This is a genomic window from Mesorhizobium sp. CNPSo 4689, from assembly GCF_057784325.1.
This window is the reverse complement of the sequence record NZ_JBWLUZ010000001.1, coordinates 457,420-475,678: the sequence shown is the minus strand read 5'-3', so window position 1 is coordinate 475,678 and position 18,259 is coordinate 457,420. Positions and strand designations below refer to the sequence as shown.

Genomic DNA, 18,259 nt, shown 5'->3' with positions numbered 1-18,259 from the left:
GCGCCGCTCGTCAAGCGCTGCCGCAGTTCTGGCATGAAATGTCAGCACAGTTGGCTTGTGCCAGCGACGGCAGGGCGCCGCCGGTGGCACAAGCCCCTGGATCAGTCGGCGTCATCGGTGGAAAGGGATTTCACCAGATCTATGATCCTGCGGCGCACCTTCACGTCGCCAATCTTGACGAAGGCGCGGTTGAGTTGAAGCCCCTCCGGACTGCCGCAGAACTCGACGGCGAAAGCCATCGACGCATCTTCGGCAAATCCACGATTGCCCACGGCCTCCTGACCCGGGGCATCCTCGAAAAAGAAGGCAACGGGCACGCTAAGGATGGAGGCTATCGCCTGCAAACGGCTGGCGCCCACTCTGTTCGTGCCCTTTTCATACTTTTGGATCTGTTGAAACGTGATGCCGAGATTCTCACCCAGCTTCTCCTGGCTCATTCCAAGCATATTGCGCCGGAGCCTGATGCGACTTCCGACATGGATGTCGATCGGGTTCGGCTTTTTCTTGTTTTCTTCTGTCATTTTCTCCTCGCCGAATTTTTCCGGCTTTTTCTATTTTTTCCTGCCCAAACGAAGCCGGAGCCAACTGCCCCAACAGAACCACCAACCGACTTCGAGAAAATTTTAGGCACTTACAGTATGAGTTTCTAATGTGTCGGCTGTCAATTCACCCGTAGCCGTTGCCTTACATTCGATGTGAACCCTCCCAGGGCGAACAGGAATATGATCAGCAATCCGTTAATTCGCCGCTGGGCGGCGGAAATGAGAGCGCGCCCAGATATCGGCACCCGCACATCAATGGCTCCACGCGCGTCGACGGCGAGCGCGTCGACGATGCGTCCGCGCGGGTCGACAACGGCGGAAATGCCATTGTTAGCCGCGCGCAACAAAGGCAAACCATTCTCCACGGCCCGGATCTGAGCCTGCCTGAAGTGCTGGTACGGACCCGGTGTATCCCCGAACCAAGCGTCGTTCGTGACATTCACAATAAGCTCGGATGACGTAGCGTCAACTGCAACCAGATCGGGAAAGATAACTTCGTAGCAAATGAACGGGAGCGCCCGCACACCGTCCGGCAGCGTGATCGGATGCCGTTCGTTGCCGGCCGCGAAATTCATCGGCCCGGCGACGAGCTGTTCGATGCCGAAGCGGCCGAGCAGGCCGGCGAAAGGCAGATACTCACCGAACGGCACCAGGTGGACCTTATCGACGGCGTCCGTGATTTCGCCCTTGTCGTTGATCGCCACCACGGAATTGTAATAGCGGCTGTCGGCGCCGGCCGCCGAGCCGCCCTCCTCGCGAACGACGCCGGCGACCAGCATCTGGCCTTCGCCCAGCATATCGCCAAGCGCGGTCAGCGCGTCCGGGCGTTCGGTGAACAGGAAAGGCACCGATGTCTCCGGCCACAGAATCAGTTGCGGCTTGGCATGGCCGGATTCCGGTTCCTTCGCCGACAGGCCGAGCAGTGTGGCGAAGATGCGGTCGCGCACCGAAGCGTCCCACTTTTCGCTGAGATCGACGTCCGGCTGAACGATGCGGACATCGATCGAGCGGGTTGCCGGTTCGACCGGCATGGCAAGCCTGACATAGCCGAAGCCGACATGGGCGGCGATAAGCAGGATAAGCAACCCAAAGCCCAGGCGAAGGTGCCGGCGCCCCGCAACGAGCGCGGGCAGCGAAAAGACGAAGACCGCCAGCGCGTTCATGCCGATCATGCCGGTCACCGACACGCTCTGCATCAAGAGCGGCACTGGCATTGCCGCGTAGCCGACGGCATTCCAGGGAAAGCCGGTGAACAGGAAATCGCGCAGCCATTCCGCCAGGCCGAAACCGAAGGCGAGTGCCGCAATGCGGCCGATATCGTTGCTCCACAGGAGTCGCGCGACGACCGTGGCGAAGCCGTAGAAGAAGGCCATTGCAAAGGGGATTCCGACCACCGCGAAGGGCAGAGCCCAGGCGAAACTGTCGGCCTCGATCAGAAGCGCCTCGCCGATCCACCACAGGCCGGCAAGAAAATAGCCGAAGCCGAACCACCAGCCGATGGCGAAGGCGGGCCTGAGCCGCCTCAGCCACCCGTCGGAGGCCTCGCCGGTCGCGCCGTCGAGCAGCCAGACCAGGAGCGGGAAGGAGACGAAGCAGACGGCGAAGAAATCATAGGGCGCTTGGGCGAGAACCGCCAACGCTCCAGCGAGAAACGCCACCAGCGCGCGGCGCCAACCCCAAAGCAGTATTATCCGGCCGGCCAGGCGCTGCATACACACTTCCAGTCGCGCGAATCACGACCGCAGATTTATCAGATTTATCGGAACGGGGCTTGCGCCGAGAAACCCCGACCGGCCAATCACCGCGCTATCGGTGCCAGCCCTCGATCTTCAGATCGCCGAGCCGCTCAGCCTCTTCGCGTGGCACGGCGCGTATGGTCTGGGTGAATGTCCAGACATGGCCTTCGGATCGCGCGCCCGGCAAAGCCGTTCGCCATAGAACTGGTCGGCAGGCTCCTGGGTGATGTCGGCGCCTGCTGCCCTCGCCTGCTCGCAATGCACGTCCAGGCCGGCATCGAGGCGGATATAGATTGATTGCGTGTTCCAGCCGCCGACAGAAGCCGGGCTGGCGACATGATCGGCCCATTCGGAATCGACAATTATGTAGCCGTCGCCGAAGCGCATCTCGGAATGGACCAGCCTGCCGTCGGTGTCGCTGACGACCATGCTCGGCTCGAATCCGAAGGCCTTTTCGAGCCATTTCAACGCGGCCCGCGCGTCCTTGTAGAATACGCCGGAACCTATGGTCGAGTGCTTAAACGGGTCGCCGACCGACATCGATCAGCGCTTAGGCCTGTTCGGCGCGGGCGGCGCGGCGGCGACGCTCGCCCTTCTGGCTCTGCACGATGCGCACGCGCTTGACCCGGCGCGGATCGGCGTCGAGCACGTGGAACTCGAAGCCAGGTATGGCCTGCACAACTTCGCCACGGGCCGGCACGCGGCCAAGGGTGTTGAAGATCATACCGCCTATGGTGTCGACATATTCGCCATGCTCGCCGGCGGCGAAATCCTCGCCGATCATCTTGGCGACCTCGTCGATCTCGGCCTTGCCGTCGACGATGAAGACGCCTTCGCCGGTCTGGGTGATCATCGGCTCGTCGTCGTCGTGTTCGTCCTCGATGTCGCCGACCACCATCTCGACGATGTCTTCCAGCGAGGCGAGGCCGTCGGTGCCGCCATATTCGTCGATGACCAGCGCCATCTGGGTGCGCGTCGTCTGCATCCGACCCATCAGATCGGAGGCAAGCATTGACGGCGGCACGAACAGCACCGGTCGGATCAGGTTGAGATCACCGATGGTGCGCGCGAGATCGACCTGGGCGAGATCAAGCAGCGTCGTGGCCGGCGCCTTCCGGCTGGTTCGGCCCTTCTTTACGCGGGCGACCTTGGTGATGTGGGCAAGCACGTCGCGGATATGGACCATGCCGCGCGGATCGTCGAGCGTCTCGGAATAGACAGGCATGCGCGAATGTCCGGACTGTTCGAACAGGCCGAGAAGATCGCCCAGCGTCGTCGTGATCTCGACAGCCTCGATGTCGGCGCGCGGCACCATGACGTCCTCGACGCGCACCTCGCGCAGGCGCAGGATGTTGTTGAGCATTGCCCGTTCGCCGGGCGAAAAGGCGCCGGCATCGCTGGTCGTTTCGGCAAGCGCGCCGGCAATTTCCTCACGCAGGCTGGTGCCGTTGCGCTGCCTGAACAGGCCAAGCACGCGATCGAACAGGGAAGGACCGGCAGGCGATGGCTCGCTGGCGATGCTGCCGGTCGTTGTACTCGGACTCGAGCCCTCTTCCGTCGTTTCGGAAGGCTTGGTCGCACTGCCGGCGTCGGGGCGGGCGGCAGTCTCTGGTTTGTCGTTCATCGTCGTCCGGTCAATTGATCTTTTTAGTTAAGCGTAGGGATCGGGAATGGCAAGCCTCGCAAGCGCTGAGCGCTCGATCGCTTCCATCTCCTCGGCCTCGGCGTCGGTCTCGTGATCGTAGCCCAGAAGGTGCAGCAGGCCGTGGATGACGAGATGGGTGATATGGTTCTCCAGCGGCTTGTCTTCCAGGCCCGCTTCCTTGGCGACCGTCTTGGCGGCCAGCACGATGTCGCCCAGCATCGGCGGCAGCGGACCGCCTTTCGGAAACGGAAAAGCCGGGAAAGACAAGACGTTGGTCGGCTTGTCCTTGCCGCGCCAGCCGGCGTTGAGGGTGCGCATATGGGCGTCGTCGGAAAAGACGATGCTGAGCTCGGAACGGCCGGCGGCGCCGGTTTCGGCAAAGGCGGCCGACACGGCGCGATCGACCAGACGCGTCAGCGCCGCCTCATCAGGCCAGTCGCCCGACTCGATTGAAATATCGATGTCGATGGAAACCGAAAGATCCCCGCCGCCAGGTTTTATGTCTTCAGGCATGAGCCCGCATCGTCACATCAGCTCTCGGTGCCCAGGCCGCGCGCCAGCTTGGCGTCGCGGTCATAGGCCCTGACGATTTCCGCCACCAGCGGATGGCGAACCACGTCGCCGTCGCCGAAGCGAACGGTCACCGCGCCCGCGACGCCATCGAGGATGCGCAGTGCTTCGACCAGGCCCGATTTGGTGTTCGAGGGAAGGTCGATCTGCGTCGGATCACCGGTGACGATCATGCGCGAGTTCTCACCGAGACGGGTGAGGAACATCTTCATCTGCATCGGCGTGGTGTTCTGCGCCTCGTCGAGGATGACGGCGGCATGTGCCAGCGTGCGGCCGCGCATGAAGGCCAGTGGCGCGATCTCGATCACTTCGGCGGCAATCGCGCGCTCGACCTTGTCGGCCGGCATCATGTCGTAGAGAGCGTCATAGAGCGGCCGCAGATACGGATCGACCTTTTCCTTCATGTCGCCGGGCAGGAAACCCAGCCGCTCTCCGGCCTCGACGGCGGGCCGCGACAGGATGATGCGTTCGACCATGCCGCGTTCGAGCAGCATCGCCGCATGCGCCACCGCCAGATAGGTCTTGCCGGTGCCGGCCGGGCCGATGCCGAAGACGAGCTCGGACCGCTCCAGCGCCCGCATATAGGCGTCCTGGTTGAGCGAGCGGGCATAGATGGTCTTCTTGCGCGTCGATATCTGGGCGGCAGACATCTTGCCCTTGCGCTCCAGCGTCGGCAGCGTCAGCTGGTCGTCGGCGGCGATCGCCATGCGCACGGCGCCATCGACATCGGACTGGCCGATGTCGACGCCTTTCTGGAGAATGCCGTAGAGATTGTCCAAGGCGCGGCGCGCCTGCTCGGCGGCGGAGGCCGAGCCTTTTATGGTCAGCTGGTTGCCGCGCGAGCGGATATCGACGCCGAGCTTCTGCTCGAGTCTGGCCAGGTTCTCGTCGAACTGGCCATATAGGGCGCTGGCAAGCTTGTTGTTGTCGAAGGTCAGAACGATGTGCGCCATGTCAGAGGCCCCGGATGCCTGGCTCGGGGGCAGATTCTTCAGTTCAGCAGCGCTCAACCGTCTCTCCTCATCTGCCGAGGCCGTCAGGCCAATTCGGCGAACAGGCTATTGTAGCCCGTCCTTGTGATTCGCACCTGGATAATGTCACCGATTTCGCCGGCCTTTTCATCAACAATAACCGGCTGCAGCCATGGCGATCGGCCGACCTTCTGGCCGGCCTGACGGCCGGGCTTCTCGATCAGCGTGTCGATGGTCCTGCCGACCAGGCTCATGCCGAAATCCTGCTGCTGCTTCAGGAGCAGGGCCTGCAGGCGCTGCAGGCGTTCGTCCTTGACGGCTTCTGGCACGTGATCGGCCATTTCGGCGCCCGGCGTGCCGGGACGCGGCGAATATTTGAACGAAAAGGCCGAGGCATAGTTGACCTGGCGCACGAGTTCCATCGTCGCCTCGAAATCCGCCTCCGTCTCGCCTGGGAAGCCGACGATGAAGTCGCCGGACAGCGCAATGTCGTTGCGCGCAGCGCGGATACGCTCGATCAGCGCCAGATAGTCGCTTGCGGTATGCCTGCGGTTCATCGTCTTGAGGATACGGTCGGAGCCCGACTGTACCGGCAGGTGCAGATAAGGCATCAGCGCCCGCAGGTCGCGATGGGCCGATATCAGCTCGTTGTCCATATCGCGCGGATGGCTGGTGGTGTAGCGCAGCCGCGCCAGCCCGGGGATTTCGGCCAGCCGGAAAAGCAGGCGGCCAAGGCCCCATTCGCTGCCGTCCTCGCCCAGGTCGTGCCAGGCATTGACGTTCTGGCCGAGCAGCGTCACCTCGCGCACCCCGGCCTCGGCCAGGCGCTCGGCCTCGGCGACGATCTGCACCACCGGCCGCGAGACTTCGGAGCCGCGCGTATAGGGTACGACGCAGAAGGTGCAGAACTTGTCGCAGCCCTCCTGCACGGTGAGGAAGGCGGTGACGCCGCGCTTGATCACTTCGGCGCGCTTCGGCTGCGGCAGATGCTCGAACTTGTCCTCGACGGCGTATTCGGTCTCGACGATCTTTTCGCCGCCGCGCACCCTTGCCAGCACGTCGGGCAGCCGGTGGTAGGTTTGCGGGCCGATGACCAGATCGACGGCGGGCGAGCGACGGATGATCTCGGCACCTTCGGCCTGGGCCACGCAGCCGGCGACGCCGATCAGCAGTTCGCGCCCGGCCGCGGCGCGCTCGGCCTTCATGTCGCGGATGCGGCCAAGCTCGGAATAGACCTTTTCCGCCGCCTTCTCCCTGATATGGCAGGTGTTGAGCAGGACCAGATCGGCCTCGGTGATGGCATCGGTCGCGACATAGCCGTCGGCGGCCAGCGCATCGGTCATGCGCTGCGAATCGTAGACGTTCATCTGGCAGCCATAGGTCTTGACGAAGACTTTTTTCGCCGTGCCAGCGGGTGCAGGTGCGCTGTCAGCCGCAGGGCCGATGTCGTCGCGCTCTATCGTGTTCAAGTCCATTGGGCGGCTTCTAACGCCTTTCCGTGACAAAAAACAGACGATTCTGGCCTAGCGCTTTCAGCCTACCGACTCGGGCGCGGATCGGCGAGGGCCGCCTGCACCATCTCGCGCACCCTGGCTTCCATCAGCCTTGCCGTCTCCTTGCGGTTCGAGCGCTTGGCAAAGGCGATCGGTTCACCGAAATGGACCTCGACGTCTAGAGCACCTTCGGCCAGCAGCACCTTGAGATGCGGCATCAAATCCTCGTCGCCGATCCAGGCGGCGATCGGCCGGTGGCGGCGGCCGAGCGGCACGCCGTGCAACCGCGTGTAGACGATTGCCACCGGCTGAATGAAAACCTGTTCCGTCGCGCCTTCCGCGATCGCCATCGAGGCGGCGCCGAACAGCGTGCTCTTGAACGGCAACACCAGGTTGCCGTCACCTGTCGAGCCTTCGGCAAACAGCACCATGGCATCGCCCTTGGCCATGCGACCGGCGATCTCGCTCGCCTGTTCGCCCGACGTGCGCTTGCGCTCGCGCTCGATGAAGACGGTGCGCTGCAGTTTGGACAGCATGCCGATCAGTGGCCAGCCTTCCATATCGGCGCGGGCGATGAATTTCACATCGACCATGGACCCCAGCACCATGATGTCGGTCCAGGAGATGTGGTTGGACGCAACCAGCAGGGGGCGCTTGGTCGACAGCTCTCCCTTGACATGGATACGCAATCCCAGCGCCCTCGCGATCATCCTGTGCCAGATCTTCAGGATGAACGTCTCCGGCCAGAGCCCGGTCTTCATCGACAGTATCTGCAGAGGCGCGAAGATCAGCGTACCGGTGGCGACGAGGGCCAGCGCCGCGAAAATCCTAAATTTCTTGATCATTCGCCGGCCCTGCCGTTACAGCGCCGCGCGTCCTTTTTGGACGCGCAAAGGACGCTGTAACACTCTAATTTGAATTTGCCGCATGATCCTTTCCGAAAATCGGATCCGATTTTCGGGGTCATGCGGCGTCTGGCTAGCGAAGATCGCGGCGCATGACAAGCGCGCCGGTCGGGCCGTGCTCCGCCGATCTGTAATAGTTGGCGCGCTTGCCGACTTCGCGAAAGCCGAGCCGCCGGTAAAGCGCGATGGCCGCCACGTTGGTCTCGTCGACCTCGAGGAAAAGCGCCTCGGCGCGCTGCGCGTGCAATTCGCGCAGGACCGCATCCATCAACTGCCAGCCAAGGCCCTGACGGCGATGCGAGCGGGCGACGGCGACGGTCAGGATCTCGCCTTCGCCGGCGGCCAGCCGCGCCAGCACGAAGCCTACCGGCGGCTTGGAGCCCTGTCCGGTCTCGCGCGCAGCATAGCCGAACACCGTGTCCTGCTCGAGCAGCGAGGCAAACTCGCCGTCGGTCCAGGGTCGGACAAAATCCTCCTGGTGCAGCGCCGAGGCAGCGGGGCTATCGGCAACCGTCAGCGGTTCGAGCGCATAGTCCCTGCGGCGCGGGTGAAAGAAAGGAATGCGCATCAGGGTTGCTGCCTCGGTAAAATAAAGCCAGCCTGCGGCTTGGCGTCGGCACCACGAAGGTAGAGCGGTTTTGGCTTCTCACCTGGCCCCTTGATTGCGGCCAGCCTCGCATAGACGGCGATGTCGGCAGTGGCCGCGGTCGAGCCGATGTCGAAGGCGGGGCCGGCCGATGCCGCAATTTGCCGGGCAGCCGTACCGGCGAGCACCGCAGACATGTCCACCGCCATGGTGGCGGCCTGAGAAAGTGTCGTCGCTGCCGGACCGTAAGTCAAAACTGACGCTTTATCATACAGAGCAGCATGGATCTCGTCGCGTCCGGCATCGAGCGCGGCCAGCACCGGCCGGCCCGGAAACATCGTCGCCGCCTCCGCCGCCAGTGCTTCCAGCGTCGTTACGCCGATTGCCGGGATTTTCAGCGCCAGCGCCAGGCCTCGCGCGGCCGACACGCCGACGCGCAGGCCGGTGAAGGATCCCGGGCCGATGGAGACGGCAATGGCGCCAAGGCCGGGATATCCGGTCCCGGTGGCCTTCAGCGCCGCATCGATAACCGACATCAGGTGCTCGGCATGGCCCTTGCCGAGATCGAGCACCTGGCGGCCAAGCTCGCTACCGACCGCCGCGTCATAGACGCAGGCGGCGCAGAGACTGGCGGCACAGTCGATGGCAAGCAACTTCATGGTGTCTGGTTAACGCCCAGGGTTGAAAAACAATTCCCTGTGCCCGCCATGGCCCGCCGCCGCAAGGGGGATGGTGCACAATTGTTAAGCGGCTTCGCTTCGGCCAGGGTCCAGATCCGTCGGCCTCCGGGCCGCTGCCTATGCAGCCTGCTCGATGCGCAGCATGTGATTGTCCCAGACATAATCAGGCTCGGAGCGCTTCGTGCCATTGCCCTCGACGATCTCGCCGGCACCCGTCGTCGCCATGAAGCCCGAACCATCCGGCGCCAGGCCGCAGACCTCGACCAGCGCCCTGGTGGCGACGATACGGCCATTCCCAGCGTCGATGACGGCAAGCGAATTGCCTTCCGGCGAGGAGACGGCGACCGTGCCCGCAGCAGGATTGGCGGCGACCGAACCTATATAGTTGCGGAAACCGGAGAGCACATCCTGCGGCATGTCGAGCAGTTGCAATTCCTTGCCGCGCGCGGCCCGCCCGACCAGCAGCGGACGATCGGTGCCCGGCCCCCGATACTGGCAGCCGAACCAGACCGTGCCGGACGGATCTGCATCCATGTGGCGGATCGACAGCTGGTGCAGTGCTGCCGGCAATTCGTGCTTTTCGATGAGATCGCCGGTGATGCGGTCGACCAGCACATAGGACGGCTTCATCGTCGCGATGTTGAGCTCGGCGCGGCCGTAGTCCGGATGCGTCTCGATGCCGCCATTGGCGACGGCGATCGTCCTGCCGTCGCCCAGCAGCAAGAGCTCGTGCGGCCCCATGCCATAGGTCGGAAACTCGCCTATGCGGCTGAATTTCGCGCGCGCGTCATAGACGCCGACGACGCCAGCGGCGTTGTCGAAATCATTTTCGGTGGCGTAAAGCAGCGCCCCGTCGGTCGAGAACACGCCATGGCCGAAGAAGTGGCGGCCGGTGATGCTGGCGATGGTCAGCGGCTTGTCGCGGCCTGTGTGGTCGAAGACCACGGCGAAGGTGCCGGGCTGCCGGGCAAAAACCATCGAGCGCTTCGACACCGGATCGAAGGTGACGTCGTGGCCTCGATCGGGCAGGTCGATGGCGTGCAGCAGCTTGCCGGCCTCGGACAGCACCGCAGCGCCATAGCTGCCGTCGCGTTTGACGAAGGCGGTGGCAAAGACAGCATCCGTGCCAAGCGTGTTAGCCCAGGCCTGAGGTGCCATTGCAGCGATGAAGCCCGCGCCTGCGGCTTTGAGGAAATCCCGGCGGTCGATCAGCGGCGTCTTCATGATTAGTCTCCATCCAGCGAGGAAAAGCCGGCGGTCAGGCCGAATTCGGCGGTCAGCCTGGTGCCGATCAAGGTCGTCAGGCTGGAGGTGATCAGCGCGAAATGGTCGAGTTTTTCGCGCAGCGCCGGATCGGCGAGCGCTTTGTCGATCGGACCCTGGATAGATTTCGCTGTCGCGACGCCGTTGACCAGCTGGATATGGATCGAATCGGCCATCCAACGTGCGTCTTCCGGCAGTGCATCGCCAAGTTGCGAAGCCTGGAACAGCGTATCCATGCCCGAGAGATTTCCGGCGAGTGACGTGGCGGTGCTTTGCGAGCGCCAAAAGATGGCCAGCTTGGGCTTGTCCGCATCCGGCTTGCCGCCAAGGAAGCCTTTGAGACGCACGTCTCGGACCATTTCGAGTTCGTTGATGAACACGCCCACCAGTTCGGTCACCGCTTCGGTCCCGTCGCGGTAGAGCGGGTTTTGCGGTCCCGGATTGGCCCAGAGTGAGGCAAACCCATCGGGCTTTTTCCAGGCCTCGTCGACGTCGGCGGCCATCGTTTCGATGTTGCTGGCGACCGCCGCGCCGTAGGCACAGCGGTAGGGGTCGTCCTTGTCGGCGAGGGCTTCGGCGCCGTCGCCATAGAGCACGAACTCAAGCGCCCCGAGCCCCTGCATGGCGACGCTCTTGCCGGCCAGTTGTACCCGATCGGTGGCGGTCGGGTCCTTGCCGGCGAGTGCCGCCTGCACCTGCTTCAGGCCGATGCTCTTGCGGTCCGGCCAATAGAGCATGCGTTCCAGCCGGTTGCTCTCCTTGATCGGCCCGAAGCCGATGATCTCGGCCACCGACCAGGCCTCGACCGTGGCCGAATATTCGGCACGCGCCGCATCGAGGGCGCTTTGCGACGGCGCATCGCACAGATTGCGCATCGATTTGGTCAAGGTCTCAGCGTGCCGATGCAGACTGGCATAGGCCGGGCGGACAAATCCGTCGATCGCGCGCTCTATTACGTCGGTAGCCTTCACCTCAGCCGATGCCGGGGTAACTCCGGACATCGCCAGCGGAAGAACGAGAGCAAGCAAAAAACGCTTCGGCATCAGAGTGACTCCAGGAATTTGACCAGCGCATCGCGATCGGCCGCATCGGCGGCGGCGAAGCGGTCGCGCGCCTTCCGGCCCTCGCCACCATGCCAGAGGATCGCCTCGGGGAGCGTGCGCGCGCGCCCGTCATGCAGGAAAAAAGAGTTGCCGTTGACCGTCCGGGTGAGGCCGATGCCCCACAGCGGCGGCGTGCGCCATTCGCTGCCCATCGCCTCGCCGACTGCCTGCCCGTCGGCCAGATCAGGGCCTATGTCGTGCAGCAGAAAGTCGGAATAGGGCCAGATCAACTGGAAGGCTTGCGCCTTGTTCGGCGTGCCGCGAAGGGTGACGAATTTTGGCGTGTGACAGGAAATGCAGCCCATTTCGTAAAACTGCTTCTTGCCGGCAAGCACTTGCGGCGTGTCGAGGTCGCGCCGCGCCGGGACGGCAAGGTTTTGCGAATAGAAGGTGACCAGGTCCATGACCGGTGGCGGCGCCTCGACCGGGCCGAGGCGCTTCTGCACGCCATTCGGCATGGCAAGGCATGCCTTCTCGGCCGTGGTGCAATCGCCCTCGCTTTTTGGCATCTCGGGCGTCGAGATGCCGATGTCGCCGGAGAAAGCGTCGGCGGCCTGCTCGCGGATCGATGGCGACTGCGCCTTCCAGCCGAAGCGGCCGAGCGTCAGTTGGCCGCTTCGGCCGTCACGCACGATGTTGGGCTTGCCGGAAATGCCGTCGCCATCGCGGTCCTCCGGATCGGCATGGGCGAGGATATCTGTCGGCGCGATCTGCTCGATCAGGCCAAGGCCGATCATCGGCGGCGTGATGCGCGGCGACAGCGTGGTGTGCGGATCGAGCGGCCCGTAGGCCAGGCCATCGACCGAATAGCTGGGCTTGCGCAGCGAAACGACGCTGCCGTCGCCGAGCGTCACCTTTTGTTCCTGATAGGCGACATGCATCCTGCCTTCGCCGCGCAGACCGGGAACGGCGAGGTCCTGCAGTTGCGAACCGTAGACCGGGTCGGGAAAATTGAGCACCTTGTGGTCGGCGATCTCAGCCCTTTCTTCCGAGGTGCTGGCATCGCGCGCCAGCCGCAGGAACATCGAGGTGGAGCCGACGTCTCCTTCCGGCGGACGGCCGCGACCGTCCTTCAGATGGCAATTCTGGCAGGCGCGCTCATTGAACAGCGGGCCAAGCCCGTCCGAAGCCTGGGTCGAGGACGGCGCCGAGACCCAGTTCTTGCGGAAGAGGGCATTGCCGAGCTTGAACGTGCCTTCTTCCTCGAAGGTGATGTTGGCGGAGGATTGCGAGAAGGCGTCGCGATTGGCGTCCTTGCGCGACGTTCCGGCGCCGCCCTGCATCAGCTCGAATTGCTCGGGCTTGGAGAAATCCGAGGTCGGCCGTGTGACGGCAAGGACGCGCGCCTGATCCTTCGGCGTCAGATCAGTGCGGCTCGTCGCCAGGCCCACCGGTTCCGGTGCGCCGGCCAGGGCCGACGCCGAAAGCGTGACCACGAGTGCAAACGAAGCCCCGCGAAACAGCTGATATCGCGGGGTCTTCTGGAGCGACGGGCCATGATCTCCGGCCCGCCGCAAGCGGCGCAAGACTTCTACGGGGCGCCGCATTCCCGCATGTCCTTAGTCCGCCTCGTCGGCCGATGCGGCGTTGAGCTGGCCGTATTTTTCCTCGCCGATCGAGGCAAGCAGGTCGAGCTGCGTCTCGAGGAAGTCGATGTGACCTTCCTCGTCGGACAGCAATTCCTCGAACAGTTTCATCGACACGTAGTCACCTGCTTCTTCGCAAATCTCGCGCGAGCGCTTGTAGGCGGTGCGCGCGTCATACTCGCCGGCCAGATCGGATTCGAGCACTTCCTTGACGTTCTGCCCGATGCGCAGCGGCGCCACGGACTGCAGGTTCGGATGCCCTTCGAGGAAGATGATGCGGGCCACGAGCTTGTCGGCATGGTGCATCTCCTCGATCGATTCGGCGCGTTCCTTCTTTGCCAGCTTGGCGTATCCCCAATCTTCGAGCAGCCGGAAATGGACCCAATATTGATTGACGGCGCCAAGCTCCAGAAAAAGAGCCTCGTTAAGCCGCTCGATGATCTGCTTTTCGCCTTTCATGGGTTCTGCTCCCGTATTGGATGCGCAGGCCTCTGACGCGATCCAGGTGTGAAACGATATCCACGCCGCTCGCCTCCGAGCGGGCGTGGTAGTTCTCGGTTACCCGAATGATCGTTTCCACCACATTTGGGAAGCAGCCGCAACAGCGACCGCGCTTGTGCATGGCATGATAGACCTTTGCCGGCACGATAAGCTGCCAGGGATCCTGGTCCAGCAGCTCGACGATCGACTGCTCGATCTCCCTCTCGGTGATAATGTTGCAATGGCAGATCAGCATAGTTTGCTCTGGCTGACGGCGCTTCCGCGCCGTTTGGCTGGTACTTTTTTGATCCTACTTGAACACCTTGTCCGGCGCCTCGAGGCTGTCGGAACCCTCGAAGGCGATGGTGTTGAGCTTCAGCGAGCCGACGGCGCGTTCGATCGACTTGGTCTGGTCGATCAGCGCGTCGATCGCCGCCTGCACCGTGGCGTTGCCCTCGGTGTTGCCTTCAGCGATCTGCTGGTCATAGGCCTCGCCGGCCAGCGCGCGCGCCTTGATGGCCTCCATCTTGGCAATGGAGACATCCAGCTTGTCCGACAGCTCCTTGTCGATCGCCGGATCGGCCGCCTTGACCATGTCGTGCACCGAAGGCCCCTGAACGACGGTGCCGTCGAGGCGCGTGTAGCTGGCGAGATAGGCGGCGCGGATGCCGATGGCGTCGTAGTGATGGGAGTTGTAGGTGTTGTCGGAGAAGCAGTCGTGCTCCTCTTCCGGATCGTGCAGCAGCAGGCCGAGCTTCATGCGCTCGCCGGCCAGCTCGCCATAGGACAGCGAGCCCATGCCGGTGAAGATCGCGGTGATGGCTGTGTTCGGCTCGCCGTCAACGAGGTTCTTGCGGGCGGCGCCGTCTTCCTTCCAGTCGTTGACCATGTCCTGCAGGTCGGAAACCAGAAGGTCGCTCGCCGACTTCAGGTATTCGGCGCGGCGGTCGCAATTGCCGCCGGTGCAGTTGGCGAGGTCATAGTCGGTGTAGGGCCGCTCACCAGCGCCGGGACCGGTGCCGTGCAGGTCCTGGCCCCAGAGCAGGAATTCGATGGCGTGGTAGCCGGTCGCGACATTGGCCTCGACCCCGCCTGCCTCCTGCAGCGTGCCGGAGAGGAATTCCGGCGACAGCTTGGAGGCGTCGACCTTCTTGCCGTTGATCTCGATCTCCTTGTTGGCGATCACATTGGCTGTGTAGAGCGAATTGGTGTCGGACTCGGTGCCGTAGCTCTTGGCGACATAGTCGATCAGGCCTTCGTCCAGCGGCCAGGAATTCACCTTGCCCTCCCAGTCGTCGACGATCTTGTTGCCGAAGCGGTAGACCTCGGTCTGCTGGTAGGGAACGCGCGATGCCTTCCAGGCCTCGCGGGCGGCGTTCAGCGTGTCCACCGAGGGCTTGGCGAGCAGCGCGTCGACAGCCTTGTCGAGCGCCTGCGCGGTGGTCAGCGAATCCTCGTATTTGGCGAGCGCGATGTCGGCATAGGTCTTGATGACCGCCTTGGCGTCGGTTTCCGCCTTGGCCGGCAGCACAAACACCGCCGCCGTCAACAGAGCCGTTGCGCCGATCGCAGCCAGCCTGCCGCCATATCGTGCTGTCATCATTGTTCTCCAGTTCATTGGGAATTCGGGAAAAGGCGTGCGTGCCGACCGGTGCCAGGGCACAGGCATGCCGCAGGACACAAGTAACGCCGCGCCATTGCGCGGTTCGCGGAAGAAAGACACCTAAATGCCTCCAATCGAAAGGGTTCAAGGCCCAGACATCAAAGGGATGCGCTGACGCGCGAGCCTCCATAAAGCGGCGAAGGGGGCGGAAGTCAACTGGCACGCATCAGAAAATTCAATTGAAACAACAGTTTAGAATTATTCTAAACTACGACTGTCAACTTTAAGCTCTTATGCCGCTAGAAACACGGCGATTGACAGGCGACCATTCCCGGTGCGACCCGGATCGGGGGTCTTGCGGCGGCGGCGGACAATCGCCACTTGGCGCAACAGCCTAGATTTGATGGGAAAAGCAGGATTGCTATGAAGAACGGTGTGGTCATTGTCGGTGCGGGGCATGCGGGCGTGCAAGCGGCCGCAAGCTTGCGCGAAGAGGGCTATGACGGACCGGTTATCCTGATCGGCGACGAAAACGAGCTGCCCTACCACAAGCCGCCGCTGTCGAAGACCTTCATCAAGGACCAGGATGCAAAGCCGCAGCCTTTGCGTGGCGAGGCTTTTTACACCGGCAGCGCCGTCGATTACAGGCCGGGCGTCCGGATCGACGCTATCGATGCCGACGCCCGCAGGCTGGAGATATCAGGCGGAGGCGCGCTCGGCTTCGACCGGCTGATCCTGGCGACCGGCTCGCGGCCGCGCATTCTTAAGTTGCCGGGTTCGGAACTTGCCGGCGTGTTGTCGCTGCGTTCGATCGCCGATGCCCGCCTGATCCGCGAGTTGAGTTCGCAAAGCGAGGATGTCGTCATCCTCGGCGGCGGCTTCATCGGCCTGGAGATCGCGGCGACGCTGAGAGCGGCCGGCCGCAAAATAACGGTGGTCGAAGCCGTCGATCGGCTGCTTGGCCGGGCGGTGGCGCCGGTCATCGCCAGCCATGTCCGGCAGCGGCTGGAAGCGACCGGCGTGCGCATCCTCACCGGAACCACCATAGATCGGCTCGAAGGTGAAGACGGCCATGTGTCGGGCGCCGTGACCTCCGACGGCGAACGACTGCCGGCGCAGATGGTCATCATCGGCATCGGCGTGGTGCCGAATGTCGAACTGGCCGAGGCGGCCGGCATCGCGACCGCCAACGGCATCCGCGTCGACCAACAGATGCGCAGCTCGATGCCCGAGATTCTCGCGATCGGCGACGCTGCGTCCTACCGGCACTGGTTCACCGGCGCCGACGTGCGCCTGGAATCGGTGCAGAACGCCACCGACCAGGCGCGGCTCGCCGCGCGCACCGTGCTCGGCCATGCGGACGCCTATTCGGCGGTGCCGTGGTTCTGGTCCGACATTGGCGACATGAAGCTGCAGATGGTCGGCCTGACGTCGGGCGGCGACAGCCATGTCGTGCTGGGTGACATCAACGACAAGTTTTCGATCTACCATTATGCGGCCAACCGGCTGCTCGGCATCGAATCGGTCAACCGGCCGGGCGACCATATGCTCGGCCGCAAGATGCTCGGCGCCGGCTTCTCGCCGACGCCGCAGACTGTCGCGGCAGGTCCCGATGGATTGAAGGCGGCGCTCGCCGCCTTCCAGGCCGAACCTGCCCGAGCGGCTGGTTAAGCGGCGCGCGCTTCGCGGATCGAGCTTTCCAGAATATCGAGCGCTTCGTTCATGACGCCGTCCTGGATGGTGATCGGCGACAGGAAGCGGATGACATTGCCGTAGACGCCGCAGGTGAGCAGGATCAGGCCCTTGTCCAGCGCCTTCAGCCTGACGGCATTGGCGATCTCGGCCGACGGCAGGCCCTTCTTCACATCATTGAACTCGACCGCGTTCATGAAGCCCGGGCCTCTGATATCGACGATCTCCGGCACATCGTCACGGAACGACTGCAGCCGCTGCTTCAGCCGGGCGCCGAGCGCATTGGCGCGGTCGCAGAGCTTTTCCTCCTCGATCACGTCAAGCACAGCATGCGCGGCGGCGACGCCGATCGGGCTGCCGCCATAGGTGCCGCCGAGGCCGCCGGGGCCCGGCGCATCCATGAGTTCGGCGCGGCCGGTGACCGCCGCCAGCGGGAAGCCGCCGGCCAGGCTCTTGGCCATGGTGGTGATGTCGGCGGCGACCTCGTGATGATCCATGGCGAACATCTTGCCGGTGCGGGCAAAGCCGGTCTGCACCTCGTCGGCGATCAAGAGCATGCCGTGCTGGTCGCAGATCTTGCGCAGCGCCGCCATGAAATCGCGTGGCGCTTCGTAGAAACCGCCCTCGCCCTGCACGGGCTCGAGGATGATGGCGGCCACGCGGGCCGGGTCGACATCGGCCTTGAACAGGCGGTCGAGCGCTGCCAGCGAATCGGCGACGGAAACGCCATGCAGCGGCACCGGGAACGGCGCGTGGAAGACGTCAGCCGGCATGGCGCCGAAGCCGACCTTGTAGGGCACGACCTTGCCGGTCAGCGCCATGCCCATGAAGGTGCGGCCGTGGAAGCCGCCGGAAAAGGCGATGACCGCCGGACGGCCGGTGGCGTTGCGGGCGATCTTGATGGCGTTCTCCACCGCCTCGGCGCCGGTGGTGACGAAAATCGTCTTCTTGTCGAACTTGCCGGGCAGCAGCCCGTTCAGCCGCTCGGCCAGCCGCACATAGCTCTCATACGGCACCACCTGGTGGCAGGTGTGGGTGAAGCGGTCGAGCTGCGCCTTGACGGCCTCGATCACCTTGGGGTGGCGGTGGCCCGTGTTGACGACGGCGATGCCCGACGAAAAGTCGATGTAGCGGCGACCCTCGACATCCCAGATCTCCGAATTCTCGGCGCGGTCGGCATAGATCTGCGTCGTCATGCCGACGCCGCGTGAAATCGACTGGTTCTTGCGCTCGGAAATGGCTGAATTCTTCATTTCATCCCTCATCGGGTCGGCGCCCGTTCTCGTTGCTGGCTGTTACAGACCTCTTCTGACCTTATTTCACGTTTTCCTCAAGTCGGCAGCATTGCCGGGCGATTGGGCCTGCTGCCGCGCGCCGGAGGCTGTGCCGGCCTGCGCTTAGCCA

Annotated in this window: 18 protein-coding genes; 1 reads left to right on the top strand and 17 read right to left on the bottom strand. The window is 63.7% G+C overall.

Annotated elements, in window-relative coordinates; all coding sequences use genetic code 11:
- Window positions 1–101: 101 nt before the first annotated feature.
- The 16 genes from AC04SI_RS02185 to AC04SI_RS02110 all read right to left on the bottom strand — a co-directional run bounded on the left by AC04SI_RS02185 (window position 102) and on the right by AC04SI_RS02110 (window position 15,160).
- A complete protein-coding gene (locus AC04SI_RS02185; protein WP_006202918.1) occupies window positions 102–521 on the bottom strand; it encodes a helix-turn-helix domain-containing protein in 420 nt (139 codons plus the stop codon).
- Window positions 522–661: 140 nt separating this feature from the next.
- Entirely contained in the window at window positions 662–2,254 is a 1,593-nt protein-coding gene (lnt, locus tag AC04SI_RS02180; RefSeq protein WP_404275271.1) for an apolipoprotein N-acyltransferase, read from the bottom strand.
- A gap of 117 nt (window positions 2,255–2,371) precedes the next feature.
- Window positions 2,372–2,818, bottom strand: coding sequence for a VOC family protein (locus tag AC04SI_RS02175; protein WP_404275269.1), 447 nt, complete (start codon window positions 2,816–2,818; stop codon window positions 2,372–2,374).
- Between the two features lie 10 nt (window positions 2,819–2,828).
- Entirely contained in the window at window positions 2,829–3,902 is a 1,074-nt protein-coding gene (locus tag AC04SI_RS02170; protein ID WP_120015045.1) for a hemolysin family protein, read from the bottom strand.
- Between the two features lie 27 nt (window positions 3,903–3,929).
- Window positions 3,930–4,436 (bottom strand): rRNA maturation RNase YbeY, encoded by a 507-nt coding sequence (ybeY, locus tag AC04SI_RS02165; RefSeq protein WP_404275267.1) that lies wholly within the window; start codon window positions 4,434–4,436, stop codon window positions 3,930–3,932.
- A 17-nt stretch (window positions 4,437–4,453) separates the two neighbouring features.
- Window positions 4,454–5,446, bottom strand: a complete 993-nt coding sequence (locus AC04SI_RS02160) for a PhoH family protein (protein WP_246800759.1) — start codon at window positions 5,444–5,446, stop codon at window positions 4,454–4,456.
- Between the two features lie 83 nt (window positions 5,447–5,529).
- A complete protein-coding gene (miaB, locus tag AC04SI_RS02155; protein WP_488473845.1) occupies window positions 5,530–6,939 on the bottom strand; it encodes a tRNA (N6-isopentenyl adenosine(37)-C2)-methylthiotransferase MiaB in 1,410 nt (469 codons plus the stop codon).
- 62 nt (window positions 6,940–7,001) lie between these two features.
- Window positions 7,002–7,802, bottom strand: coding sequence for a lyso-ornithine lipid O-acyltransferase (olsA, locus tag AC04SI_RS02150; RefSeq protein WP_404275262.1), 801 nt, complete (start codon window positions 7,800–7,802; stop codon window positions 7,002–7,004).
- Between the two features lie 133 nt (window positions 7,803–7,935).
- Complete coding sequence (gene rimI / locus AC04SI_RS02145) at window positions 7,936–8,430, bottom strand: ribosomal protein S18-alanine N-acetyltransferase (RefSeq protein WP_404275261.1); 495 nt, start codon at window positions 8,428–8,430, stop codon at window positions 7,936–7,938.
- On the bottom strand, window positions 8,430–9,107 hold the full coding sequence (tsaB, locus tag AC04SI_RS02140) for a tRNA (adenosine(37)-N6)-threonylcarbamoyltransferase complex dimerization subunit type 1 TsaB (protein ID WP_404275260.1): 678 nt from the start codon (window positions 9,105–9,107) through the stop codon (window positions 8,430–8,432). The genes rimI and tsaB overlap by 1 nt, the downstream gene beginning before the upstream one ends.
- A gap of 138 nt (window positions 9,108–9,245) precedes the next feature.
- The gene (locus AC04SI_RS02135) at window positions 9,246–10,352 is read right to left on the bottom strand and encodes a DUF1513 domain-containing protein (RefSeq protein WP_404275258.1); all 1,107 of its coding nucleotides are present in this window, start codon (window positions 10,350–10,352) and stop codon (window positions 9,246–9,248) included.
- 2 nt (window positions 10,353–10,354) lie between these two features.
- Window positions 10,355–11,434 (bottom strand): imelysin family protein, encoded by a 1,080-nt coding sequence (locus AC04SI_RS02130; protein WP_404275256.1) that lies wholly within the window; start codon window positions 11,432–11,434, stop codon window positions 10,355–10,357.
- Window positions 11,434–13,041 carry a di-heme oxidoreductase family protein gene (locus AC04SI_RS02125; RefSeq protein WP_404275255.1) on the bottom strand — a complete coding sequence of 536 codons (1,608 nt, stop codon included), beginning with the start codon at window positions 13,039–13,041 and terminating at the stop codon, window positions 11,434–11,436. Before AC04SI_RS02125 ends, AC04SI_RS02130 begins: the two co-directional genes overlap by 1 nt.
- A 12-nt stretch (window positions 13,042–13,053) precedes the next feature.
- On the bottom strand, window positions 13,054–13,539 hold the full coding sequence (bfr, locus tag AC04SI_RS02120) for a bacterioferritin (protein ID WP_065518165.1): 486 nt from the start codon (window positions 13,537–13,539) through the stop codon (window positions 13,054–13,056).
- Entirely contained in the window at window positions 13,505–13,816 is a 312-nt protein-coding gene (locus AC04SI_RS02115) for a (2Fe-2S)-binding protein (protein ID WP_404275253.1), read from the bottom strand. The genes bfr and AC04SI_RS02115 overlap by 35 nt, the downstream gene beginning before the upstream one ends.
- Window positions 13,817–13,870: 54 nt before the next feature.
- Entirely contained in the window at window positions 13,871–15,160 is a 1,290-nt protein-coding gene (locus tag AC04SI_RS02110; protein WP_404275251.1) for an imelysin family protein, read from the bottom strand.
- A gap of 426 nt (window positions 15,161–15,586) precedes the next feature.
- On the opposite strand from AC04SI_RS02110, the gene AC04SI_RS02105 reads away from it, so the two are divergent.
- Entirely contained in the window at window positions 15,587–16,834 is a 1,248-nt protein-coding gene (locus AC04SI_RS02105; protein WP_404275250.1) for an NAD(P)/FAD-dependent oxidoreductase, read from the top strand.
- On the opposite strand, the gene AC04SI_RS02100 is transcribed toward AC04SI_RS02105, so the two are convergent.
- On the bottom strand, window positions 16,831–18,108 hold the full coding sequence (locus AC04SI_RS02100) for a 4-aminobutyrate--2-oxoglutarate transaminase (protein WP_404275249.1): 1,278 nt from the start codon (window positions 18,106–18,108) through the stop codon (window positions 16,831–16,833). The genes AC04SI_RS02105 and AC04SI_RS02100 overlap by 4 nt on opposite strands.
- Window positions 18,109–18,259: the final 151 nt, after the last annotated feature.